Origin of the sequence: Rhodococcus sp. BP22, assembly GCF_014281965.1 — a bacterium.
Taxonomy (GTDB): Bacteria; Actinomycetota; Actinomycetes; order Mycobacteriales; family Mycobacteriaceae; genus Rhodococcoides.
This window is the reverse complement of record NZ_JACFTB010000001.1, coordinates 507131-531065: the sequence shown is the minus strand read 5'-3', so window position 1 is coordinate 531065 and position 23935 is coordinate 507131. Positions and strand designations below refer to the sequence as shown.

Sequence of the window (23935 nt, the reverse complement as noted above, 5' to 3'; positions counted from 1 at the left end):
TCGGCTCGGCCGATCTCCGTCCGGAGTACGTCGGGCGGTAAGTAGTCGGCCGAATTATCGGTTCCTCGCAATTCGATGAAAACTACAAAACGCCTGCACGAAATATTATTGCAACAGTTCTGGTCCATCCGTTCACACGAGTGAAACACCAGAGTGTCCTGGATGAAACTTCGTGAAACCACTCTTCTCTCAGACGGTGCACCATCCGGTGCGCACGAGAAGGAGGGTGTACGTGAGTCCCGAGGAATTGTTGGCCAACTCCGGCAATGCTGCCTGGATGCTGACAGCAGCATCGTTGGTGCTGCTGATGACGCCAGGTCTGGCGTTTTTCTACGGTGGTATGTCGCAGCAGAAGTCCGTACTCAACATGATGATGATGTCTTTCGGGGCAATGTTCGTCGTCGCACTCGTCTACGTCCTGTGGGGATGGTCGATGTCGTACGGAACCGAGAACATCGGCGGGGTGTTCGCCAACCCCTTCGAGTTCTTCGGTTTGAAGGATTCGATCACCGATGCGGACGGAAACTTCCTTGCCGGCGCCTGGGGCTACCCGAACGTTATCGACATTGCCTTCCAGGTGACGTTCGCGATCATCACAGTCGCACTCATCAGCGGTTCGCTCGCTGGACGCGTCAAGTACGGCACCTGGCTGGTGTTCGCGGGCGTCTGGGTCACTCTGGCTTACTTCCCCCTCGCACACATGGTGTGGGGCGGCGGATTGCTCTCCGGTTCGGAGAACGGCTTCGCAGCGAAGATCTTCGGCACGACCGATGACGGCGACGGCGGGCTCGTTGCGTCTGTCCCTCCGATCGACTTCGCTGGTGGCACCGTTGTCCACATCAACGCAGGAATTGCCGGTCTGATTCTGGCGCTCATCATCGGTAAGCGTGCAGGATTCGGTCGAGTTGCTTTCCGGCCGCACAATCTCCCGTTCGTCATGCTCGGGGCGGCTCTGCTGTGGTTCGGTTGGTTCGGATTCAATGCAGGCTCCGCTTTTGCTGCTGACGGGTTCGCGGGGCTGGCCTGGGTCAATACGACTACTGCGGCGGCAGCTGCGATCGCAGGCTGGCTCGTCGTGGAACGTATCCGTGACGGCCATGCCACCAGCCTCGGTGCTGCTTCGGGCATCGTCGCAGGCTTGGTCGCCATCACACCCGCTGCAGGCGCCCTGACCCCGATCGGATCGATCTTCCTCGGCGTCGTCGCCGGAGTACTCTCCGCTCTGGCCGTCGGCCTCAAATTCAAGTTCGGCTACGACGACTCGCTCGACGTCGTCGGTGTCCACCTCGTGTCAGGTCTGTGGGGCACGATCGGAATCGGCTTCTTCGGATCCGAGACCGGGCTGTTCTACGGTGGCGACTACAAGCAGTTGGTCGTCCAGACGGTCATCGCTCTGTCTGCTGTGATCTTCACCGGTGTCATCACAGCGATCATCGCGTTTGCGCTCAAGCCACTCGGCTGGCGCGTGTCGGATGAAGGCGAGGCCAAGGGTATCGACGAAGCTGAGCACGCTGAGACTGCGTACGACTTCGCTTGACAGGGTAAAGATAGGGGGCGAGAAGTCGCTCCGAATACAACCGAGCATTCGTGAGCTTGTGAAGGGAAGCATAAATGAAGCTGATCACGGCAATCGTCAAACCGTTCACCTTGGAGGACGTAAAGACAGGCCTCGAACAAGCCGGCGTGCTGGGCATGACGGTCAGTGAAGTCCAGGGCTATGGACGTCAGAAGGGCCACACCGAGGTTTACCGTGGTGCCGAGTACTCCGTCGACTTCGTTCCGAAGGTACGCGTGGAGGTCGTCGTCGACGACGCCGCGGTGGAGAAGGTCGTGGAAGTAATTGTCGAAGCTGCACGTACCGGCAAGATCGGTGACGGCAAAGTATGGGTTTCGCCGGTCGACTCGGTCATCCGAGTACGTACCGGGGAACGTGGTGCCGATGCGCTCTGACCCCAACGGGTCGCGGGCAGGGGGCCCCGAATCTGGAGCGAAAGCTACCGGGTCGGGGCCTTCGGTCTCGAAGGGCACCGTGTCCAAGAGCACCAGTGATGCAGCCGCAGATCTGGCGCGAGCCAGAAAACAGCTGCTCGACGACGGAAGCCGGAACCGTCGTCTCGACGCGCCCTCGCTCCGACAAGCTTTGGTCGATCTGCACGAGTTCTGGTTGACCACCAAGGGCGCCGAGCTCGGTATCAAACCGGATTCCGGATTCGCAATCGTTGCGGTCGGTGGATTGGCGCGTCGCGAAATGTTGCCCTATTCCGATCTCGATCTGATTCTTCTTCATGACGACATGCCGGCCGAACTCGTAGCCGATGTGGCGGACAAGCTCTGGTATCCGTTGTGGGACGCACACATCAAGCTCGATCACAGCGTCCGTACCGTTCCGCAGGCTCTGCAGGTCGCAGCGTCGGATCTGACTGCCGTACTCGGGATGCTCGAAGCGCGGCACATTGCCGGCGATGTCGAATTGAGCAATTTGCTGATCGGCGGAGTCCGGCGAGAGTGGCGGACGAATATCCGTTCTCGCTTCGAAGAGTTGATCACCCAAACTCGGTCTCGTTGGGCCCGCAGTGGCGAGATCGCCCATCGTGCCGAGCCCGAACTCAAGAGTGGCCGCGGAGGGCTGCGCGACGTTCAGCTACTCGATGCGCTGTCCATTGCACAACTCACCGACGGGATGCCGGGGCTCGGGCCGGAGTCACCGGGCGGCGGACTTGCCTTCGCACATGGCCGTTTGCTCGATGTCCGCACAGAACTGCACCGAGTTGCAGGCCGAGCACGAGATCAGCTTCGGGCGCAGGACGCTGACGAGATCGGCGCGGCATTGCGCATCGGCGACAGATTCGATCTCGCTCGCGTACTCAGTGATTCGGCTCGCACCATCAGCTATTCGGTGGACGTCGGTCTTCGTACCGCCGGCAATTCCCTGCCTCGGCGGGGGTTGTCCCGCCTGCGGCGAGTTCCGGTTCGGCGCCCTCTCGACGAGGGTGTCGTCGAACATGGCGGTGAAGTTGTACTCGCGCGTGACGCTCGTCCGAACAAGGATCCCGGGCTGATAATGCGGGTTGCAGCTGCCTCCGCGCAGACGGCAATGCCGATGTCGGCGTCGACGTTGAATCGCTTGTCCGAAAGCGCACCCGAGCTACGCGAACCGTGGCCGAAGGAAGCGTTCAACGACCTGTTGGTGTTGCTGGGGTCAGGACGCCGAGCTATCGCCGCGATCGAGGCGCTCGATCGGACCGGCCTATGGGGTCGGCTGATTCCGGAATGGGGAGCCGTTCGTGATCTGCCGCCGCGCGATGCGGTGCACACATGGACGGTCGACCGGCATCTCGTGGAAACTGCAGCGTACGCAAGTGCTTTGACGACACGTGTGGCCCGACCCGACCTGCTCGTCCTCGGAGCTTTGATCCACGACATCGGGAAGGGAAGGGGCGGAGACCACAGTGTGGTCGGCGCTGAACTCGCGACACAGATCGGGAACCGGCTGGGGCTGTGGCCTTCCGACGTCACGTTGCTGTCGAAAATGGTGCTCCATCACCTGCTGCTTCCGGACACAGCAACTCGTCGCGACCTCGACGACCCGGCCACCGTGGAGAAGGTGGTGCAGACTCTCGGATCGGACACTGTCCTTCTGGAGCTACTGCACGCTCTCGCCGAAGCAGACTCGTTGGCGACAGGGCCTGGCGTATGGGGTGATTGGAAGGCCTCACTCATCCGCGAACTGGTTCGGCGATGTCGCTTGGTCATGGCGGGGGAGAGCTTGCCGACTGCTGACCCGCTCGATCCCGCCCACATCGCTTTGGCGCAGAAGGGAGGAGTTCACGTCGATCTGCAGCCGACCGAGGGTTTGCACACGTTCGTGGTCACCGTGATCGCTCCGGACAGTCCGGGTTTGCTGTCCGACGCAGCCGGCGTCTTGGCACTGCAATCGTTGCGAGTGCTGTCGGCTTCGCTCGGTAGCCATGAGGGGACGGCCGTGAATTCTTTTGCGGTCGCACCATTGTTCGGCTCACCGCCTCAGGCCGGTTTGCTGCGTCAGGAAATTATTCGCGCGCAGTCCGGGGAGCTCGACCTGCTCGGCATGCTCGACGCGAAGGAACGTGATGCTCGTCCGGTGAACCTGGACGGCGAAATCGATGCGGCAGTTCCGGTTCTGTATGCGCAGGCGCCCCCGAGAGTCCTGTGGTTCGACGGAACCGAGCCTGGTCAGGTGGTCCTCGAATTGCGCGCCGAGGATCGACTGGGCTTGCTTTGTCGACTGGCCAGCGCGCTCGAACGCTGCGGTGCCCACGTCCGCTGGGCGAGAGTGACGACATTGGGAACGTCGGTCATCGATGCGTTCTGCATCGATCTGGCCGGAGCGGACAGCCGGGATATTCGCGAAGAGATCGAGCGGGCCGTGCTCGCCGTAGTTCCGGCCCCCGAACCACCGAAACAGACGGTGAAGCCGGAGGGCACCTGAACGCTGCTTCGGGTGGTCAGAGCCGAATCCTCCAGAGAGTAGTGATATTTCATAAAGATTCGGTTACGGTCTGTGCGGGCGAGATCAATTTGTTATATTTCACGCCATCGAATGAAAGTACGACTTCCGGTCGTTTTACGACGCTCGAGATTCATGCACGCCGACGACTGATGAGGTATTAACTGTGGGATCCCACCGGCGGTCGAACATGTACGTTCCGATCGAGATGGATATCGATGCACCGCGCGGGCGGCACAGAGCACAAGTAGAGAAGAACGAAGCAGGACTGCGGGCCGCGACGATCGTGCTGGCGACCGGCGCGATCGTCGCGGGAGCTGCACAGCTGGGGGCGGGTACCGCCGCCGCTGCCCCTGCGCCGGAAGCTCCGACGGCCGGGTTGCCGTTCGAGATTCCGCAGAATCTTCTCCCCGGAGGCTTCGAGTTGCCGGCGGGTATCGAGCTCCCGGAGAACATCGCGCTCCCACAAGGTCTTCAGCTTCCGGACACGTCGAACCTGCAGGCCTTCGGGATTCCTGACGTCGGAGCTGCAGCCCAAGATTTGATCAGGGGTCTCCAGCCCATCAAAGAGCGGGCTGTGCAGCCCGTATCTGGGGTTCTCACATCGTCATTCGGGTCCCGTTGGGGTGCGCACCACGGTGGTCTGGATATCGCTGCTCCGATCGGAACACCGATTTTGGCCGCTACCGACGGCCAGGTGACTGCAGCGGGACCGGCCTCCGGTTTCGGTCTGTGGGTAAAGGTGCTGCACGACGACGGCACCGAGACCGTCTACGGGCATGTCAACGACTATTCGGTGACCCCCGGACAGCATGTGACGGCAGGCCAACAGATCGCAACGGTGGGTAACCGCGGCGAATCCACCGGCCCGCACCTGCATTTCGAGGTCCACGATCCGAGTGGCGTCAAGGTCGACCCCGCCGAGTGGCTCTCCATGCGCGGAGTCGCGGTCACGTGGACCGACCCAGCACTCAACGCCTGATCTCGAAGCCCGTTTTTCGGCGTGCACAGCGCTGTAGAACCCTCGCCGACGACGTGTTGTAGTACGTGGCGCTAGTGTGGAGCCTGCTCTACACGACGTTCAGGCCCCATTCGCAATCGGCTCAGGAGTGCAATCGGTGTTCGAATCCCTTTCCGACAGGTTGACCGGGACCCTCAAAGACCTGCGTGGCAAGGGGCGTCTGTCGCCTGCCGATATCGATGCCACCGCCCGCGAAATTCGACTTGCCCTGCTCGAAGCCGACGTAGCGCTTCCAGTGGTGCGCGAGTTCATCACGCGAATCAAGACGCGAGCCAAGGGTGCCGAGGTTTCCGGTGCGCTCAATCCTGCCCAGCAGGTCGTCAAGATCGTCAACGAAGAACTCGTCGGGATTCTCGGCGGCGAGACCCGCCGACTTACCTTCGCGAAGACACCGCCGACGGTCGTCATGCTGGCAGGCCTGCAGGGCTCCGGTAAGACCACTCTTGCCGGCAAGCTCGCCAAATGGTTGAAGGATCAGGGGCACACGCCTCTTCTGGTCGCCTGCGATCTACAGCGTCCGGGCGCCGTCACTCAGCTTCAGATCGTCGGAGAACGCGCCGGCGCGACTGTCTTCGCCCCGCACCCGGGCACGTCCATCGGAGGCGGTGAGAACGCGCTGGGGGTCTCCGCAGCCGATCCTGTCGAGGTTGCTCGTGCAGGCGTTGCCGAGGCCCGGACCAAGCAGTACGACATTGTCATCGTCGATACGGCGGGCCGGCTCGGAATCGATACCGAACTGATGAATCAGGCCGCGGGCATCCGAGACGCGGTCCAGCCGGACGAAACCCTCTTCGTCCTCGATGCGATGGTCGGACAGGACGCCGTGAGCACGGCGCAAGCTTTCCGCGACGGTGTCGGTTTCACCGGTGTCGTGCTGACGAAGCTCGACGGAGATGCACGTGGCGGCGCTGCACTGAGTGTGCGCGAGGTGACCGGTGCCCCGATCATGTTCGCTTCAACGGGTGAGAAGCTCGAAGACTTCGACGTGTTCCACCCCGACCGGATGGCCAGTCGGATTCTCGGAATGGGTGACGTTCTCAGCCTCATCGAGCAGGCAGAGCAGCATTTCGATGCGGAACAGGCCGAAGCGACCGCGAACAAGATCGGGTCGGGGCAGCTGACGCTGGACGACTTCCTCGAACAGATGATGGCCGTTCGCAAAATGGGCCCGATCGGCAATTTGCTCGGCATGCTTCCCGGCGCCGGCCAGATGAAGGAACTGGCCAATGTAGACGAGAAGCAACTCGACCGCGTGCAGGCCATCATTCGTGGCATGACGCCACTCGAGCGCACCGACCCGAAGATCATCAATGCTTCCCGCAGGCTGCGTATTGCCAACGGATCCGGTGTCAAGGTTTCCGATGTCAACCAACTCGTCGACCGCTTCTTCGAAGCGCGGAAAATGATGTCGGCCATGGCAGGTCGCATGGGGATGCCGGGCGCACGCAAGCAGGTTCGCAGCAAGAAGGGCAAAAAAGGCAAGAAGGGTGCTCGTGGCCCAACCCAGCCGAAGATCCGTGGCGGTTTCCCGGGCATGCCGGGTGGCATGCCCGCCGGTATGCCCGATCTATCCGGTATGCCCAAGGGTCTCGATCAGATTCCGCCAGGCCTCGAAGGTATCGACCTGTCCCAGCTGAAGCTGCCCAAGAAGTAGACCGAGATGGTCGGATTCAGAGTTCGGGGCCGGGTGCTGCCGTCCGAGGAACTCATCGAACTGTGGATCGTGGATGGCCTCGTCTCGGTGGAACCGGTGGTGGGTGCACAGACACTGTGCGAGGACGGCTGGATTCTCCCCGGTCTCGTCGACGCGCACTGTCACGTCGGTATCAAGTACGGCGGCGGGCACGAGGACCTTCCCGGTGCAGTCGAGCAGGCGAAGACCGAGCGTGATGTCGGAGCATTGTTGCTTCGTGATGCCGGATCGCCCATCGACACCAGAGAACTCGACGAGTACGAAGATCTGCCGCGGATAATTCGCGCTGGACGGCACATTGCCATGCCCAAGCGGTACATTCCGGGTTTGGCCGTCGATATCGAGGACGAATCACAACTGCCGGAAGCTGTTGCGCAGCAAGCGCGATCGGGTGACGGTTGGGTCAAGCTGGTCGGTGACTGGATCGACAGAAGCGTCGGGGACCTCAGACCGCTGTGGGACGAGGCGATCCTGAAGAAGGCAATCGATGCAGCCCACGCCGAAGGTGCGCGAGTCACCGCGCACGTGTTCGGTGAGGACGCGTTGCCAGGCTTGATCGGTGCCGGGATCGACTGCATCGAGCACGGCACCGGGCTGACGGACGCAACGATCGAGCAAATGGTCGAGCACGGAACCGCCCTTGTTCCCACGCTGATCAATATCGAGACGTTTCCCGATATTGCCGCTTCGGCGAGCAAGTATCCGGTCTACGCGCGACACATGCGGGAACTACACGGTCGAGTGGCGTCGACGATCGGTCGAGCGCACGATGCCGGTGTACCGATCTTCGCGGGGACCGATGCAGGCGGATCTATTCGGCATGGACGGATCGCCGAGGAGGTGCAGGCACTCGAACGCGTGGGAATGACCGCGACCGAAGCTCTGGGAGCTGCGTGCTGGGACGCCAGATCCTGGCTCGGGCATCCCGGCCTCGAACACGGAGCGTCAGCCGATCTGCTGATCTACACGGCGGATCCACGCAGGGGGCCGGAGGTGCTGTCGGCGCCCGACGTCGTAGTGCTTCGTGGTGTGCCGATCGAACGAAGATGACCCGGCCGGGTCCGAGCGACCCCGAGAATCTTCCGCCGAGTTGGGCCGGGATGGCCCCGATGAACGCTGTTCATCATCAGAGCACCGGGTACTCCGATCGCTACTGGCGGGCCGAGTCGCTGGCTGCGAAACGGCGAGGCGGCCAGAGGTGGGGAATTCCAGCAGCAGCGGCGGTACTTGCCCTCAACCTCGCGGGCTTTCTCGCTCTGCCGTGGTGGATCGACACCGACTCCTCGCCCGCATACGTTCTGGCGATCATGCTTCCCAGTGTTCTGGCTGCGAGCCTTGCATTCGTGATCACCGCGCGCCGAGGGAACGGCCCGGTCGTCGACTTCGGCCTGCCGACCTCGCTTTCCGAATGGGGAGTTCAGGTTCGATCAGGAATTGCCTGGGGTGCCGCTGCCTTGGCAGGTGGTCTGTTACTCGCGCTGCTCGTCTTGGCTCGTACCGATCTCGAGGATCGATCTCCGCTCGGCAACCTGGTCGGCATACCCACACCCTGGAAAGTCGCGTTGGTGGCGTGGATCTGGATCGGCGCCCCGTTCTGCGAGGAAGTGATGTTCCGGGGGATGCTGTGGGGGGCGCTCGAACGGCGTGCAGCGCCGATGAGGATGTCTTGGTTGGGAAACAGATGGGTCGTTCTGGTGTTCACGGCAGTCGTGTTCGCGCTGTGGCATCGCGAAGGATGGCGTTTTCTCGTATTGGTCTGGGGCGGATTCGCAATCGGCATCGCCCGAATGCGGACTGGTTCGGTAGTGGCATCCACTACCGCTCACTCGGTGAACAACACCCTGCCGGCGCTGGCGATTCTCTCTCTGGCAGAATAGGCAGCTGTTCGCCCGTCCACCGGTTACGTACCGCACGGCGGTCACAACACCTCCATCGCAAAACCGGGTGCGCATCCCAAGCGCACCGCAGAATTGCGGCGTGACCAACTCGAAAGGCTCTATTTTTCATGGCTGTCAAGATCAAGCTCATGCGTATCGGCAAGATCCGCACCCCGCACTACCGCGTCGTCATCGCTGACTCTCGCACTCGCCGCAACGGCCGTGCGATCGAGACCATCGGCAAGTACGAGCCCAAGCAGGACCCCAGCATCATCGACATCGATTCCGAGCGCGCGCAGTACTGGCTCGGAGTCGGCGCTGTCCCGACCGAGCCCGTCGAAGCACTGCTGAAGATCACCGGTGATTGGCAGAAGTTCAAGGGCCTTCCGGGCACCGAGGGCACGCTACGCTTCGCTGAGGCCAAGCCGTCCAAGCTGGACCTGTTCAACGCTGCTCTGGCTCAGGCCGACGCCGAGCCGCTCGGCGACGCTACGACCGCCAAGAAGAAGAAGGCTCCGAAGGCCGACGAGGCTGCAAAGGCCGATGAGACGGCCAAGGCCGACGATTCAGCTGCGGCCGAGACCGCAGAAGCTCCGGCCGCCGAGGCTGCTGAGAAGTGAGTGCCGTTGTCGCCGACGCCGTCGAACATCTTGTTCGTGGCATCGTCGCCAATCCTGACGACGTACGCGTCGAAATGATCACCGGACGTCGTGGGCGCACCGTGGAAGTCCACGTGCACCCAGACGATCTGGGTAAGGTCATAGGACGCGGCGGTCGGACGGCAACTGCGTTGCGTACCTTGGTCTCCGGAATCGGCGGTCGCGGCATTCGCGTCGACGTCGTCGATACCGATCAGTAGGTAATCTCGCAATGGAGCTGGTAATCGGTCGTGTCGCCAAGTCGCATGGCGTCAAAGGTGAAGTGGTAGTCGATGTTCGCACCGACGAACCGGACGAACGCTTTGCTGTAGGAACGGTGCTGCACGGGCGCAAGCCGCGAGTATCGACCGATACAACCGAATACACGGTGGAAGCCGCTCGGGATCACTCCGGGCGGCTTCTGCTGCGCTTGAAAGGCGTCGACGACCGCAGTGTGTCCGACGCTCTTCGCGGCACACTGTTCGTCATCGATTCGAAGGATCTGCCGGCCTCGTCGGACGATGACGACGAATTCTACGATCATGAGCTCGAGGGCCTGTCGGTCCGTCTGTCCGACGGTACTGTCATCGGTACGATCCGAGAGGTGCTGCACTCGGCGGCGGGGGAGTTGTTGTCCATCCGCCCCGCCGACGGCAGCCGCGCGGAGTTACTCGTGCCGTTCGTTGCCGCGATCGTGACGTCGGTGTCGCTTGCCGACGGCGTCGTCGTGATCGATCCGCCCGAGGGTCTACTGGATCCGGAGTAGCGCGGTGCAACTCGATATCGTCACGATATTTCCCGAGTACCTGACGCCCCTTCGAACTGCTTTGCTGGGCAAGGCAATCGACAAGGGGCTCGTCTCGGTGGGGGTTCACGATCTGAGGTCGTGGACCCACGACGTGCACAAAGCCGTCGACGATTCGCCCTACGGTGGTGGCCCAGGAATGGTCATGAAATCCACTGTCTGGGGTGACGCCCTCGATGACGTACTCGCAGAAGATTCACTATTGGTAGTTCCGACGCCTGCTGGTGTGCCCTTCACACAGCGCACCGCCGAGCGGTGGGCGGAAGAACGTCATCTGGTGTTCGCTTGTGGCCGGTACGAAGGCATCGATCAGCGAGTCTTCGACGACGCAGCTCGAAGAGTTCGCGTCGAAGAAGTGAGTATCGGTGATTACGTCCTCATCGGCGGCGAGGCTGCAGTCCTGGTGATGAGTGAGGCCGTTGTACGGCTCCTGCCGGGTGTGCTCGGCAATCAGCAATCGCACCAACAAGATTCGTTCTCCGATGGATTGCTCGAGGGCCCCAGTTACACCAGGCCGGTGAGTTGGCGTGGACTCGAGGTTCCCGACGTACTCCTCTCCGGCGACCATGCGCGGATCGCCGCGTGGCGCGCGGAGCAGTCCCTCCGACGTACGACCGAGCGTCGCCCGGATCTCTTGTCGGACTGAACTGTTCGGGTCAGGCGACAGGCCGGCCGCCGATCGTGCCTTCCGGAAACAGCATCGTCACGACGCCGGTGAGCGTGTCGCGAGCGTGCTGAGCGCTACTGTCGTCGGTGACGTCCACGACCGCGGTGTCCGGATAATGTTCCATATCGTCCTCGTAGTGAATCTCCTCGCGAGAAACGAATGCCACCACGTAGCGATTGTCTGTGCCTACTGTGCCCGTCGAGAGATGGATCCACCGATCGGCGATGCAGCACATCCACCCCTGTTTGACCGCGTAAACAGGTTCGGCTGGTAGGCCGTCGACAATTCCGAAATGTTGGTGATACCCGTCGGTGGCCACCGGAGCCGATTGTCGAAGAAGCCCGATCATCGTTGCGGTCGATGCAGGTGAGAGTCCGCCGACGCCGTCGAGCAGTCGTGTGTAATAGGCAACGAGGTCGGCAGCGGTCGACATCGTGTTCCACCACAGGTCATCCCACGGCGGTGTGGTCGCCGTCAATCCGTAGCGCTCGGTCACGCGCGTGATGATCTCGGACCCGCCGTACTTGTCCCACAAGTTGTTTGCGGCAAAGTCGTCCGAGGACTCCAGCATAGTCGTCAACGACTCCAGGTCTTCTTCGGCGACCGGGACCTGGCTTACATCCGCCCCGTGCAGAACTTCGTCGGCGATGAACAGCTTGGATACCGACGCTGTTTCGATCGGTTCGGAATCGCCGCTGGCAAAGTACGCACCGGTCTCACGATCGAGGAAAGCGAAATCGACCTCCGCGCCACGCCCGAGGGCCGAAGCCACGGCTTCGGGGATACGCGACTCGATAGACATGTCTTCGACGGTGGCCGTGTCGGGAAAAGGTGATTCGGAAGTATCGATCGCGAGCGCGGCCGGGGTGTCGTCGGGGGCACTGCACCCAGTGGAAAGAATCGATACCGCGGTGATGAGGGCCGTAAACGATACCGCCAGGACTTGCTTCGGCCTGGACATGTCTTCAATCTCCCACGATGGTCACTGATGTTCTCGTCTTAGAGTAGCGGTAGGGTCCAACGCCGTGACGACTGCTCTGAAATCTGTGACCAAGCGTATAGCTGAAGAACTCGACGTCCGCGAGGAGCAGGTCCGCGCGGCCGTGGATCTGTTGGACAGTGGCTCGACCGTTCCGTTCATCGCTCGGTATCGGAAGGAGGTCACCGGCAGCCTCGACGACGCCCAGCTCCGCCAGCTCGACGAGCGTCTGCGGTACCTCCGCGAACTCGACGAGCGACGTGATGCGGTCATCGAATCGATTCGATCCCAAGGCAAGCTCGACGAGACACTCGAGCAGTCCCTGATGTCGGCCGAGACGAAAGCCCGAGTCGAGGACATCTACCTGCCGTTCAAGCCGAAGCGCAGAACGAAGGCTCAGATCGCGCGGGAGGCCGGGCACGAGCCTGTTGCCGACGCACTCATCTCCGATCCGAATACCGACCCGGCGCAGTACGACACCGAACAACTCGACGGTGCACGCGCAATCCTCGTCGAACGTTTCGCGGAGGATCCGGACCTGGTGGGCGAACTTCGTGAGCTCATGTGGACTCGCGGCAAGTTGACGGCGTCCGTCCGTAAGGGCAAGGAGGACGAAGGCTCCAAATTTGCGGACTACTTCGAATTCTCCGAACCCTTCACCAGTTTGCCCTCGCACCGGATTCTCGCGGCACTGCGCGGGGAGAAGGAGGAGATTCTCTCCCTGGGCCTCGAACCGGAGCAGGAGGAAGCGCAGCCTGGAGTTCCCACGGTCTACGAAGGGCGCATCGCGAAGAAGTTCGACATCGCCGATCGCGGCCGCGCCGGTGACCGCTGGCTCCTCGACACCGTGCGTTGGGCATGGCGGACCAAGCTCCTGGTGACCATGGCAATCGATGTTCGAATGCGCCTTCGACAGTCCGCCGAAAAGGACGCAGTGGATGTGTTCGCGTCCAACCTGAAGGACTTGTTGCTTGCAGCTCCTGCAGGCAACCGTTCGACGATGGGTCTCGATCCGGGATTCCGGACAGGCACCAAAGTTGCAGTGGTGGATTCGACGGGCAAGGTCGTCGACTACGACACGATCTATCCGCACAAGCCGCAAGGAAAATGGGACCAGGCGCTCGCGACGCTGGCGGCATTGGCCTCGAAGCACTCGGTTCAGTTGATCGCAATCGGAAATGGCACGGCCTCACGCGAAACCGACGCGCTCGCAGCGGAGCTCATCGCCAAATACCCCGCGGCAGGGTTGACCAAGATCGTTGTTTCCGAAGCGGGCGCATCGGTGTACTCCGCATCGGCGTACGCCTCGAGCGAGTTGCCCGAGCTGGACGTGACTATTCGCGGCGCGGTCTCCATTGCACGACGGCTCCAAGATCCGTTGGCGGAGCTGGTGAAGATCGATCCGAAATCCATCGGGGTCGGCCAGTACCAGCACGACATTTCCGAGGCGTTGTTGGCCAGGTCCCTCGGTGCCGTCGTGGAGGATGCCGTGAACGCCGTCGGGGTCGACGTCAATACAGCCTCCGTTCCACTGTTGTCCAGAGTGTCAGGAATTGCTGGTTCGCTCGCCGAAAGCATTGTTGCGCACCGTGACCAACACGGTCCTTTCACCAGTCGCTCCAAGCTCAAAGATGTCGCACGGCTGGGTCCGAAGGCATTCGAGCAGTGTGCAGGATTCCTGCGCATCGTCGATGGGGACGATCCGCTCGATCGGTCGAGCGTCCACCCTGAGGCATACCCGGTAGTTCGGCGCATCGTCGACACGGCCGGTGTGGGGGTACGCGAGGTGATCGGCAACAGCACATTGCTGCGCACGCTCGATCCACGAAAGTTCGCCGACGATCGATTCGGCCTACCGACCGTCACGGACATCATCGCCGAACTCGAAAAGCCCGGTAGGGATCCGCGTCCGGAGTTCAAGACCGCGACCTTCGCGGCGGGAATAGAGAAGGTCGCGGATCTGAAGCCGGGGATGACACTCGAAGGCGTCGTGACGAACGTTGCGGCATTCGGCGCCTTCGTCGATGTCGGCGTCCATCAAGACGGCTTGGTGCACGTTTCGGCGTTGTCGCACAACTTTGTCAAGGATCCACGCGAGGTCGTGAAGTCGGGGCAGGTGGTCAAGGTCAAGGTCATGGAGGTCGACATCGCGCGTCAGCGCATCGGCCTTAGTTTGCGCCTCGACGACGAGCCCGGTGCCGGGTCGAAGGACAAAACTCGGGGCGGTCAGTCGGATCGGCGCCAAGGGCCACGCAGGGAAGGCCGCGGTGGAGAGAATCGCGGTGGTGACAATCGCGGTGGTGAGAATCGCGGAGGGGCTGCGCGCCAAGCCAGTACTCCCGCAGGCGGCTCCATGGCAGACGCGCTCCGGAATGCAGGATTCGGCAAATAGAGTTTGCTGCGGTGAACGAATTCAGGATCGTGCGCATTCGACAGATGTCGAACCGACTGTAAGAGGGGTGGGCCGCGGTGAGTGAGTGGCTGGAGGGGGAGATCATCGAGCACGGACGTCTCCCTCTCCTGTGCTTCCTCATCGGTTTCGTGGTCGGGTTTGCTGTCATTCGACTCAGCGTTCGATTGATCCGGGCTCAGGTGAAGTGGTGGCCGGGAAACATCACTCCAGGTGGTCGACACATCCATCACGTCGTGTTCGGGGTCGTGCTGATGCTCGTCGCCGGCGTTGCTCTCATCTCGGTGTACGAGGACGCATCGACCGAGACTGGCGCCGCACTCGCTTCGTTGTTCGGGGTCGGCGCGGCGCTTGTGCTGGACGAGTTCGCTTTGATCTTTTACCTCGAGGATGTCTACTGGTCCGAACAAGGCAGAACGTCGATCGATGCGGTGTTCGTCGCGACGGCGGCAACAGGGTTGCTTCTGCTGGGATTTCACCCACTCGAATTCTTGAATGTCACCGACATTCGCCGCGACCCCAACCCATGGGTCCGGGCTGGATACACAGCTCTCGCCCTCTTTCACCTTGCTGTCTGCGCGGTCGTCGTGCTCAAGGGGAAGATCTGGACGGGATTGATCGGTTTGTTCGTCGCGCCGATTCTCTACGTCGGTGCGATCCGGCTCAGCAGGCCCGGCGCACCCTGGGCGCGCTGGTACTACACGAGCAGGCCCAAGCGGATGGAGCGTGCACTTCGGCGCGAGCGCACCATCAGACGTCCGACGATCAGGGCGAAGGTCTACCTTCAGGACCTGATTGCCGGGAAACCGAGTATCGGCCACGCCGTCGAAGCGACGGAATACGAACTCGACAGGAAGGTTCGTCCGGCGGCGCCACCTCCGGTGCCGACGGCCTCCGCAGAGTGACGCGATTTCGCAACCAGGGTCTCTCTCTGGCACAATAGGCGGGTTGCCTGTGCAAGGCACAACCCTAATCGGAGTACGAACCAGCCGAGTCTCGTTTGCGGGGCCGCTCGGTTCCTCTGCTCATGCGAAGAACGCAAGGATGGCCCTACCGATGAACACTCTGGACTTCTTGGACAATAAGTCGCTTCGCAGCGACATTCCTGCCTTCCGCCCAGGCGACACGTTGAACGTGCACGTCAAGGTTATCGAAGGCTCGAAAGAGCGCATTCAGATCTTCAAGGGCGTCGTGATTCGTCGCCAGGGTGGTGGCGTTCGTGAGACGTTCACCGTTCGTAAGGTTTCGTTCGGTGTCGGTGTCGAGCGCACCTTCCCGGTTCACAGCCCGAACATCGCCGAGTTCGAGGTTCTGACTCGTGGAGATGTTCGTCGCGCGAAGCTCTACTACCTCCGTGACCTTCGTGGCAAGGCTGCCAAGATCAAGGAAAAGCGCTGATTGCGGTTACTTCCGCCCAGCTTCGAAAAGCGCCGCATCGCCCCTCGGGTCGGTGCGGCGCTTTCATGTTCTCATCACCGTTGCTCGTTTGGTCGCCACGCGTCGGTGCACTGTTCGAGGCTCGGAGAGACTGCGGCTAATCTAGTGCCGTGGCAGATTCCCAGCAGGATCCGAACCGGCCGTCCGATTCGCAGAGTGAGAAGTCGGAAGAGGCGCGTCGTGAGAAAAAGCCTCGATCCTTCTGGCGTGAACTGCCGATACTGATACTCGTCGCGTTGGTTCTGAGCTTCCTGCTCCAGACATTCGTTGCACGCGTGTATCTGATTCCGTCCGAATCGATGGAACCGACGCTGCATGGCTGCGCCGGGTGCACCGGGGACCGCATCGTGGTGGAGAAGATCGGTTATCGCTTCGGAGACCCCAAGCCGGGCGACGTCATCGTCTTCCGCGGTCCCGACTCGTGGAACAGCGACTTCACCTCCACCCGGTCGTCGAACGCGATAATCCGTGGCGCCGAGGAAGTCGGCTCGTTGATCGGTGTCGTCGCACCGGACGAAAACGATCTCGTCAAACGAGTGATCGCCACTGGGGGACAAACCGTAGAGTGCTGTGACGCTCAGGGGCGTGTGCTGGTGGACGGTAAACCGCTCGACGAACCATATATTCAGATGGACTTCCCGTTTACGCCTGACGTCATGTCCTGCGATACCGAGTTGAAGTCCGGTCGTTGCTTTGCGCCTGTAACCGTGCCCGAGGGCAACGTCTGGGTCATGGGTGACAATCGAAGCAATTCTGCCGATTCGCGGTTCCATGTCTCGGACGAGCTGATGGGGACCGTGCCGATCGACAATGTGATCGGCAAGGCGTTCCTCATCGCACTGCCGCCATCGCGGTTCGGCACCCTCGACTCGCCCGACATCCAGGGACAGTGAGCTGAACACGGGCAATGAGTAGTTCGAGTCGATCACGAGGTCGTCCGTCGTGGCCACCGCGTCCTGTCATTCGTCGCTCTTCCGGGCTGCGGACGATGGAGTCTGCACTCGAACGCAATGGACTGGGGCCGGTGGCAGGTGTCGACGAAGCAGGGCGGGGTGCATGCGCCGGCCCGCTGACCGTCGCCGCCTGTGTGCTCGGCGGGAAAGCGCACCTGGCGCTGGCCGATCTGAATGATTCGAAGAAGTTGACCGAGAAGCGTCGTGAGGAGCTGTTTCCGAAGATCCAACGGCTGGCGCTCGCCTGGAGTGTGGTGTTCATCGATGCCGATGAGATCGATCGAATCGGTGTCCATGTCGCCAACATCGAGGGAATGCGAAGAGCTGTGGCAGGTCTTGCGATGATGCCCGGATATGTTCTCACCGACGGATTCCGGGTGCCTGGACTGCCGGTTCCGTCGCTCCCGGTAATCGGCGGCGACGCGACAGCTGCGTGCATTGCCGCGGCCAGTGTTCTCGCCAAGGTCTCGCGAGACCGAGTGATGGTCGAGATGGATGCAGAAATTCCTGGTTACGGCTTCGCGGTTCACAAGGGTTACAGCACCAGAGCTCATGCGGTAGCAATGTCGGAACTCGGGCCGTGCTCCCAACACCGAATGTCGTACGCGAACGTTGTGGCTGCCGCGGCAGGCAGGACGGACGAAGTAGCGTCGGTCCTGGGCCGAATGGACTGCGATGAACGCAATGCGCGATGATTGAACTTCATGCCAGCCGACGGAGGATGAGAAAAAACCGATGAGTGCCGAGGATCTCGAAAAGTACGAAACCGAGATGGAGCTCTCGTTGTATCGGGAGTACCGGGACATCGTCGGTCAGTTCAACTATGTGGTCGAGACGGAACGCCGGTTCTATCTCGCCAACTCCGTCGAGCTCATTCCCCACAACGCGGACGGCGAGATCTATTTCGAACTGCGAATGTCCGATTCCTGGGTGTGGGATATGTACAGACCGGCACGTTTCGTCAAGCATGTTCGGGTGATCACGTTCAAGGACGTCAACATCGAGGAACTCGAGAAGACCGACCTGCGTTTGCCCGAGTAGATATTTCCCGTGTCGGTAACACTGTGGCTGCTGTTGATCGCTGCCGGTACCTATCTCGTAGGCCGGCGACGCTCGCGCAAGACACTCGTCATGTGTGCTCAATTGATCGGCGCGGCCGCGCTGTGCTTCGTACTCGGTCAGGTTTTGTGGTCGATTGTGCAGCAGTAACTTTTCAGCCGAGTGAATCGCCGCAATCGGTGATCGAATAGCGTGAGAGTCAATTCCGCATTGATTGCAGGACAAGCGAATTGGCTGCTCGCATCTTTTGTGGATGTCTCGAAATGGGCTGCATTTGCTCGATATGAAAGCTGAAACGTTGCTGTGGATTTCTGTCCAATGTTGGGAGAATGAGCCAATTGGTGGTAGAAACGGCTCTATAAGCACTTCCCTCGACTGTTAGAGGTTCGGACATGGCACGCAAGACACTCGTCCAAATGATCGATGATGTCGACGGTTCGGTCATCAAGGACGGACAGGGTGAAACCATCGAATTCAGTATCGGTGGCAATCAGTACAGCATCGACCTGAACCTGAAGCATGCAAACGAACTGCACGAGCAGTTGGCATTCTGGATCGAGCATTCAGAGAAAGTATCGGGTCGTCGAGCACGCAAGACTTCACCGGCCTCCGCTCGTGGCAAGGTCGATCTGCAGGACATTCGCGCATGGGCGCGGGAAAATGGTTATGACGTGAGTGCCCGCGGTCGAATCAGCCAGGACGTGCAAGCAGCGTACGAAGCAGCGCACTGAGTTCATCCCCCGTAGGGATTTCATCCACGTAGCTGGACTTCGAGCAATGCCCCGACCGAGAAGGTCGGGGCATTGCTCTGTTCGTAGTGCCTTCTGGGGTGTAGTGCCATGCACATGGGTACGACACGTAGGCCCCCCAACGAGTTGAATTTCAGTGGTAGTCCACAGGTGATTCGTTTGTACACAGGGTGATTCACGAGCTGCGGGGATGCGAATCCTCGGTTCGTTGTTGGCGCATCGTCGGTTGCGGGTTCGGCAGATCGGCGAACCGACGACCGTGGGGGAGTGCGATGTCCAATTCGGACTTGGGGGCGCGCGGGGAGGCTTTGGCCGCTCTGCGTCTGGTCGATAGCGGAATGGAAATAGTCGAGAAAAATTGGCGATGCCGGTACGGGGAACTCGACATAGTTGCGCGCGATGGCGAGGTTTTCGTCTTCGTCGAGGTGAAGACCCGTTCGGGGACCGGCTACGGAACACCGGCTGAGTCGGTGACGTACGCAAAACAACAGCGGATACGTAAGCTCGCGCTGGCCTGGCTGGAGGACCGTGACAGCCCCTGGGTGAGACTGCGTTTCGACGTGGTCGGCATCGTGATGGCACGAGGTGCCGATCCGGTCGTGACACATTTGCGCGGGGTGTTCTGATGGCACTGGGTCGCGCTTTCTCGGTGGCCGTGTCCGGTGTGGATGGCCAAGTAGTGGAGATCGAAGCAGATATCGGTCGCGGATTGCCGGGAGTTCATTTGGTAGGACTCCCGGACACAGCATTGAACGAGTCGCGAGATCGAGTAAAAGCTGCCGTAACGAATTCTGGCAATAGTTGGCCGGATTCTCGGGTAATTCTGGCACTATCCCCAGCTACTTTGCCGAAAGTTGGCTCCGTCTACGATCTCGGCCTTGCGTTGGCGGTTTTGGATGCAGCCAGACAGATCCCGCGGCGATCGCTCGAAAAAACCGTGTTCTTAGGCGAATTGGCATTGGACGGACGCCTTCGTCCGGTGCGCGGCGTTCTGCCGGGCGTGTTGGCAGTCAAACGTGCGAGGTGGTCACGAGTAGTTGTGCCGATCGCGGCACTGGCGGAAGCAGGTCTTGTCGACGGTATCGAAGTGCTCGGGGCAGGTTCGTTGAAGGAAGTCGTCGAATGGCTACGGGGGGAAGTCGAACTGAGCCGACCGATTCCCGGGCAATTCGAGCAAGAAGTGGCATATCCGGATATGAGCGAGGTGGTAGGCCAGTCCGAGGCGAGGTGGGCGTTGGAAGTCGCTGCGGCCGGTGCGCATCACGTCATGCTGACTGGACCTCCGGGAATCGGCAAGACGATGTTGGCACAACGACTTCCAGGAATTCTCCCACCCCTGACCGAATCGGAGGCATTGGAGGTGACCGCAATTCATTCGGTTGCAGGCTTGTTGACCACGGAGCGGCCGTTGATTTCCTCGCCACCCTTCATCGCGCCTCACCATTCGACGTCCGTGAGCGCGCTCGTGGGCGGTGGAACCGGAATGGCGAAGCCAGGTGCAGTCAGTCGAGCGCACCGGGGCGTCCTCTTCCTCGACGAATGTGCCGAGATGGGTCTGAAAGTGTTGGAGGCGTTGAGAACTCCATTGGAGGACGGTGAGATCAGGATTGCGCGACGCGATGGCGTGGCTCGGTACCCGGCACGTTTTCAATTGGTGTTGGCTGCGAATCCGTGCCCATGTGCACCGGCCAGAAATGCCGATTGTGTTTGTGCGCCGATGGTTCGGCGAAAGTACCTCGGCAAGCTGTCCGGTCCGCTTCTCGACCGCGTCGATCTGCGCATCGCCATGATGGGAGTAGCTACCGGTGCTTTGACGGACGAGCTAGGAGAGACCACCGAGCGCGTGCGTGCCCGCGTCATCGCTGCACGCGAGCAGGCGGCCGAACGTTGGCGCGAATACGGGTGGCGGACAAACGCCGAGGTTCCTGGGCCGGCGCTGCGGCAGAAGTTCACACTCTCGCGTGAAGCATTGGTTCCGGTCGAGAGAGCGCTTCGTAATGGTTCGCTGACCGCCCGAGGTGCCGATCGGGCACTTCGCGTTTCCTGGACTTTGAACGATCTGGCGGGTGGAGACATGCCAGGCATCGGCGAGGTGGGGGCCGCATTGGACTTTCGAGACAGGGGGATGAGGTGACGACGCACGATCCACGACGCCTGGCCTGGGCGTACCTCTCGCGTGTTGCTCAGGGGCCGCATCGAGTACTTTGCGACTTCGCAGCCGAGGCAGGTCCCGAAGGCGCAGCGGATGCCGTCTCCCGTGGGGCACTTGGAGAGCGATTACAGGTCCGCACGCATATCGACACTGCACGCGCGGACCTCGATCTTGTTGCATCTCTGGGTGGTCGGCTCATCACCCCCGATGACGAGGAGTGGCCGATGTGGAAACTTCTCGCGTTCGACGGCGCTGGGATGCCGGTGGGCACCGATCAATGCGCGCCGTTGGCCTTGTGGGTTCTCGGCGCAGTTTCGGTGGCGGAGTTGACTGAACGAGCCGTGTCGATCGTCGGGACACGTGCCGCCACGTCGTACGGCGAGCACGTGACTGCCGAGATTGCCGGAGATTTGGCAGTCGACGGCTGGACGATTTTGTCGGGGGCGGCATTCGGGATCGATGCGGCCGCCCACCGGGCAGCATTGGGCGTGGGTGGTTCGACGGTGGCGGTACTCGCGTGCGGAGTCGACCGCGCATATCCCTCGGGACATTCCCGCTTGCTTCACCGAATCGCCCAGACGGGGGCCGTTCTCAGTGAGTACGCTCCCGGCACGACGCCGGCCAAACATCGCTTTCTCGCTCGCAATCGATTGGTGGCGGGCCTCGGGTCGGCTGTGGTCATCGTGGAGGCCGGTTGGCGCAGCGGTGCACGCAATACAGCCGGGTGGGCTCGCAAACTCGGACGCCCAGTACTTGCAGTTCCCGGTCCGGTGACCTCGGCGGCATCGAAGGGTTGCCACCGGATGATTCGTGAAGGCGAAGCGCGTTTGGTTGCCGATGCCCACGATGTGGTCGCCGAAGCAGGAATGGCAGGGGAGACCGACGAGGGTAGACCCTCGATGTTCCGCGAGATCGATGCCCTGTCCGAGTCGGCGTTGTTGGTGTACGAGGCGCTACCTGCGTCCGGAACGCTATCGCCGCGTGAGCTTTCCGATATGTCGTCGTTGCCTCTGGCTACTGTTCGATCGGTATTGCCTCTGTTGGAACTGGACGGGTTCGTAGCAAGTGACGAGACCGGGTGGTCCAGGGTGGTTCGCCCGTGAAAAATCTGGGGAACCGCCGGGAACGGTAGGGTGTTAGGTAACACTTACTCTTTTGGACGATAAACCTATGTCAACAGCTCGGAAAGGCTGAAAAGTGGCACGACGCAAAACCGTCCTGACCGTCCTGCGTACGGAATCACTGACTCCGCACATGCAGCGGGTGTATCTCGGCGATCCAGGATTCGACGACTTCCAACCCGTTGACTTCACCGACTCGTACGTGAAGCTCGCGTTCGGCTCGGAGGACGAGGAAGTCAAGCGCACTTATACGGTGCGCTCCGTCGATGTCGACGCTCGCGAGATTGCGATCGACTTCGTCGTCCACGGCGACGAGGGCATTGCCGGACCTTGGGCGGCCAACGCGAAGGCAGGCGACCGCATCGGCCTCTATGGACCCAACGGCGCTTACAAGCCGCGTCCAGAGGCGGATTGGCATCTCTTTGCCGGCGACGAATCTGCTATCCCCGCCATCTCCGCTGCGGTCGAGGCATTGCCGGAAGACGCGATTGCGAAGGTGTTCGTCGAGGTGTCGGACCGCAAGGACGAAATCTACATGGAGACGCTTGCGCTCGTGGACGTCACGTGGATTCACCGCGGGGCCGGTTCCGGCGAAGTCGGTGACGACAAGGCCGGGGACAACTCACCGCTGATCGAGGCCGTTCGGAATACCGAATGGCTACCGGGCCAGGCCCAGGTGTTCATTCATGGCGAAGCGCAGGCCGTGATGCACAACCTGCGTGGCTACGTGCGTAAGGACCGAGGTGTTCCTGCTGAGTGGGCTTCGATCTCCGGCTACTGGAGACGCGGACGCACCGAGGAGACCTTCCGCGTGTGGAAGCGTGAGTTGGCCGAGGCCGAAGCGTGACCGAGCGCGACTGACATCTCGTCTCGGCGGATGAACAAGGTGAGGATGTCCGGCGCGGCTGGTTGCTCCCCGGCAGTGCAGCGGTAAGGCTGTGTGAATGGCCGACGACGAGCTCCCACCGACGCTGCGCGTACACCTCGAGGAGTATGCCGAGCATCTCGAAATCGGACGCAACCGATCGGTCAACACCGTGCGTGCATACGTGGCCGATGCAGAGTCGTTGCTCCGTCATCTCATCCGGCGTGACCCGTCGGCAACGCTGGCCGACCTCGATCTGCGGGTACTCCGGTCCTGGCTGGCGGATCAGGCTCGGCACGGATCCGCTAGAACGTCGATGGCCAGACGCACGTCCTCGGCTCGGGCCTTCACCGCATGGCTCACTCGTAGTGCCCGCATGACCTCCGATCCAGCCCTGCGTTTGGCAACACCGGCGGTCCGGCGCTCACTGCCTTCGGTTCTCAAGCAGAGTCAAGCCTCCGAGGCGCTGACCCAGGCCCAATCCGGCGCGGCAGAGCTCGATCCACTTGCACTACGAGATCGCCTGATAGTGGAAATGCTGTACGCCACCGGAATCCGAGTCGGCGAGCTGTGCGGACTCGACCTCGACGACATCGATAACGATCGACGAGTGGTCCGCGTGATCGGAAAGGGTGACAAAGAACGTTCGGCACCGTACGGAGTTCCAGCGGCGCACGCCCTCGAGGCTTGGTCGTTGCACGGGCGTCCGGCGCTGATGAACGAGCGTTCGGGACGCGCGCTGCTGCTGGGTCGCAGAGGCGCCCGTATAGATCCCCGCCAGGCCCGGACCGCTGTGCACGAGGTCGTGTCGGCGGTACCCGGTGCGCCCGACATAGGGCCGCACGGGTTGCGGCACTCCGCGGCCACCCACCTTCTCGAGGGCGGTGCCGACCTTCGTGTGGTGCAGGAGTTGCTCGGGCATGCTTCCCTTGCAACCACTCAGATCTACACTCATGTGTCGGTGGAGCGATTGCGGGCGGTACACGACCAAGCGCATCCGCGAGCGTGAACCACGCCTGTCAC

25 protein-coding genes are annotated in these 23935 nt (G+C 61.5%); 24 read left to right on the top strand and 1 reads right to left on the bottom strand.

All coding sequences use genetic code 11. From position 1 onward, the window contains the following. Nucleotides 1–277 precede the first annotated feature (277 nt). The 11 genes from H2510_RS02475 to trmD all read left to right on the top strand — a co-directional run bounded on the left by H2510_RS02475 (nucleotide 278) and on the right by trmD (nucleotide 11166). Nucleotides 278–1537: an ammonium transporter gene (locus tag H2510_RS02475; RefSeq protein WP_186627118.1), complete on the top strand. Its 1260-nt coding sequence runs from the start codon at nucleotides 278–280 to the stop codon at nucleotides 1535–1537. Nucleotides 1538–1611: 74 nt separating this feature from the next. Continuing rightward, nucleotides 1612–1950, top strand: a complete 339-nt coding sequence (locus H2510_RS02470; protein WP_019664269.1) for a P-II family nitrogen regulator — start codon at nucleotides 1612–1614, stop codon at nucleotides 1948–1950. Continuing rightward, the gene (locus H2510_RS02465) at nucleotides 1940–4468 is read left to right on the top strand and encodes a [protein-PII] uridylyltransferase (protein WP_186626773.1); all 2529 of its coding nucleotides are present in this window, start codon (nucleotides 1940–1942) and stop codon (nucleotides 4466–4468) included. The genes H2510_RS02470 and H2510_RS02465 overlap by 11 nt, the downstream gene beginning before the upstream one ends. 184 nt (nucleotides 4469–4652) lie before the next feature. After that, complete coding sequence (locus H2510_RS02460; protein WP_186626772.1) at nucleotides 4653–5468, top strand: M23 family metallopeptidase; 816 nt, start codon at nucleotides 4653–4655, stop codon at nucleotides 5466–5468. 136 nt (nucleotides 5469–5604) lie between these two features. Next, a complete protein-coding gene (ffh, locus tag H2510_RS02455) occupies nucleotides 5605–7161 on the top strand; it encodes a signal recognition particle protein (protein ID WP_186626771.1) in 1557 nt (518 codons plus the stop codon). A 6-nt stretch (nucleotides 7162–7167) separates the two neighbouring features. Further along, entirely contained in the window at nucleotides 7168–8250 is a 1083-nt protein-coding gene (locus H2510_RS02450) for an amidohydrolase family protein (protein WP_186626770.1), read from the top strand. Next, complete coding sequence (locus H2510_RS02445; RefSeq protein WP_186626769.1) at nucleotides 8247–9077, top strand: CPBP family intramembrane glutamic endopeptidase; 831 nt, start codon at nucleotides 8247–8249, stop codon at nucleotides 9075–9077. Before H2510_RS02450 ends, H2510_RS02445 begins: the two co-directional genes overlap by 4 nt. A 128-nt stretch (nucleotides 9078–9205) precedes the next feature. Continuing rightward, nucleotides 9206–9697: a 30S ribosomal protein S16 gene (gene rpsP / locus H2510_RS02440; RefSeq protein WP_186626768.1), complete on the top strand. Its 492-nt coding sequence runs from the start codon at nucleotides 9206–9208 to the stop codon at nucleotides 9695–9697. Next, nucleotides 9694–9936 (top strand): RNA-binding protein, encoded by a 243-nt coding sequence (locus H2510_RS02435; RefSeq protein ID WP_027496687.1) that lies wholly within the window; start codon nucleotides 9694–9696, stop codon nucleotides 9934–9936. Before rpsP ends, H2510_RS02435 begins: the two co-directional genes overlap by 4 nt. Nucleotides 9937–9947: 11 nt before the next feature. Continuing rightward, nucleotides 9948–10481, top strand: a complete 534-nt coding sequence (rimM, locus tag H2510_RS02430; protein WP_186626767.1) for a ribosome maturation factor RimM — start codon at nucleotides 9948–9950, stop codon at nucleotides 10479–10481. A gap of 4 nt (nucleotides 10482–10485) precedes the next feature. Continuing rightward, entirely contained in the window at nucleotides 10486–11166 is a 681-nt protein-coding gene (gene trmD / locus H2510_RS02425; protein ID WP_186626766.1) for a tRNA (guanosine(37)-N1)-methyltransferase TrmD, read from the top strand. Between the two features lie 10 nt (nucleotides 11167–11176). On the opposite strand, the gene H2510_RS02420 is transcribed toward trmD, so the two are convergent. Beyond that, on the bottom strand, nucleotides 11177–12148 hold the full coding sequence (locus H2510_RS02420; RefSeq protein ID WP_186626765.1) for a serine hydrolase: 972 nt from the start codon (nucleotides 12146–12148) through the stop codon (nucleotides 11177–11179). A 64-nt stretch (nucleotides 12149–12212) separates the two neighbouring features. On the opposite strand from H2510_RS02420, the gene H2510_RS02415 reads away from it, so the two are divergent. From H2510_RS02415 to H2510_RS02355, 13 genes are all read left to right on the top strand, one after another. Then, entirely contained in the window at nucleotides 12213–14558 is a 2346-nt protein-coding gene (locus tag H2510_RS02415) for a Tex family protein (RefSeq protein WP_186626764.1), read from the top strand. A gap of 77 nt (nucleotides 14559–14635) precedes the next feature. Beyond that, nucleotides 14636–15481, top strand: a complete 846-nt coding sequence (locus H2510_RS02410; protein WP_315901181.1) for a hypothetical protein — start codon at nucleotides 14636–14638, stop codon at nucleotides 15479–15481. Between the two features lie 151 nt (nucleotides 15482–15632). Then, nucleotides 15633–15974 (top strand): 50S ribosomal protein L19, encoded by a 342-nt coding sequence (gene rplS, locus H2510_RS02405; RefSeq protein WP_084348942.1) that lies wholly within the window; start codon nucleotides 15633–15635, stop codon nucleotides 15972–15974. Between the two features lie 149 nt (nucleotides 15975–16123). Then, a complete protein-coding gene (lepB, locus tag H2510_RS02400; RefSeq protein WP_186626763.1) occupies nucleotides 16124–16906 on the top strand; it encodes a signal peptidase I in 783 nt (260 codons plus the stop codon). A gap of 14 nt (nucleotides 16907–16920) precedes the next feature. After that, nucleotides 16921–17661 carry a ribonuclease HII gene (locus tag H2510_RS02395; RefSeq protein ID WP_186626762.1) on the top strand — a complete coding sequence of 247 codons (741 nt, stop codon included), beginning with the start codon at nucleotides 16921–16923 and terminating at the stop codon, nucleotides 17659–17661. Nucleotides 17662–17701: 40 nt separating this feature from the next. Continuing rightward, nucleotides 17702–18007 carry a DUF2469 domain-containing protein gene (locus tag H2510_RS02390; protein WP_084348597.1) on the top strand — a complete coding sequence of 102 codons (306 nt, stop codon included), beginning with the start codon at nucleotides 17702–17704 and terminating at the stop codon, nucleotides 18005–18007. A gap of 9 nt (nucleotides 18008–18016) precedes the next feature. Next, nucleotides 18017–18175, top strand: coding sequence for a hypothetical protein (locus tag H2510_RS02385; RefSeq protein ID WP_168708264.1), 159 nt, complete (start codon nucleotides 18017–18019; stop codon nucleotides 18173–18175). A gap of 242 nt (nucleotides 18176–18417) precedes the next feature. Further along, complete coding sequence (locus H2510_RS02380; RefSeq protein ID WP_084348598.1) at nucleotides 18418–18756, top strand: Lsr2 family protein; 339 nt, start codon at nucleotides 18418–18420, stop codon at nucleotides 18754–18756. 290 nt (nucleotides 18757–19046) lie between these two features. Beyond that, nucleotides 19047–19400 (top strand): YraN family protein, encoded by a 354-nt coding sequence (locus H2510_RS02375; protein ID WP_186626761.1) that lies wholly within the window; start codon nucleotides 19047–19049, stop codon nucleotides 19398–19400. Beyond that, a complete protein-coding gene (locus H2510_RS02370) occupies nucleotides 19400–20908 on the top strand; it encodes a YifB family Mg chelatase-like AAA ATPase (RefSeq protein WP_186626760.1) in 1509 nt (502 codons plus the stop codon). The genes H2510_RS02375 and H2510_RS02370 overlap by 1 nt, the downstream gene beginning before the upstream one ends. After that, nucleotides 20905–22029 carry a DNA-processing protein DprA gene (gene dprA, locus H2510_RS02365; protein ID WP_186626759.1) on the top strand — a complete coding sequence of 375 codons (1125 nt, stop codon included), beginning with the start codon at nucleotides 20905–20907 and terminating at the stop codon, nucleotides 22027–22029. The genes H2510_RS02370 and dprA overlap by 4 nt, the downstream gene beginning before the upstream one ends. A 94-nt stretch (nucleotides 22030–22123) precedes the next feature. After that, a complete protein-coding gene (locus H2510_RS02360; protein WP_136169288.1) occupies nucleotides 22124–22894 on the top strand; it encodes a siderophore-interacting protein in 771 nt (256 codons plus the stop codon). A gap of 97 nt (nucleotides 22895–22991) precedes the next feature. Continuing rightward, nucleotides 22992–23921 carry a tyrosine recombinase XerC gene (locus H2510_RS02355; protein WP_186626758.1) on the top strand — a complete coding sequence of 310 codons (930 nt, stop codon included), beginning with the start codon at nucleotides 22992–22994 and terminating at the stop codon, nucleotides 23919–23921. The last annotated feature ends 14 nt before the right edge of the window (nucleotides 23922–23935 follow it).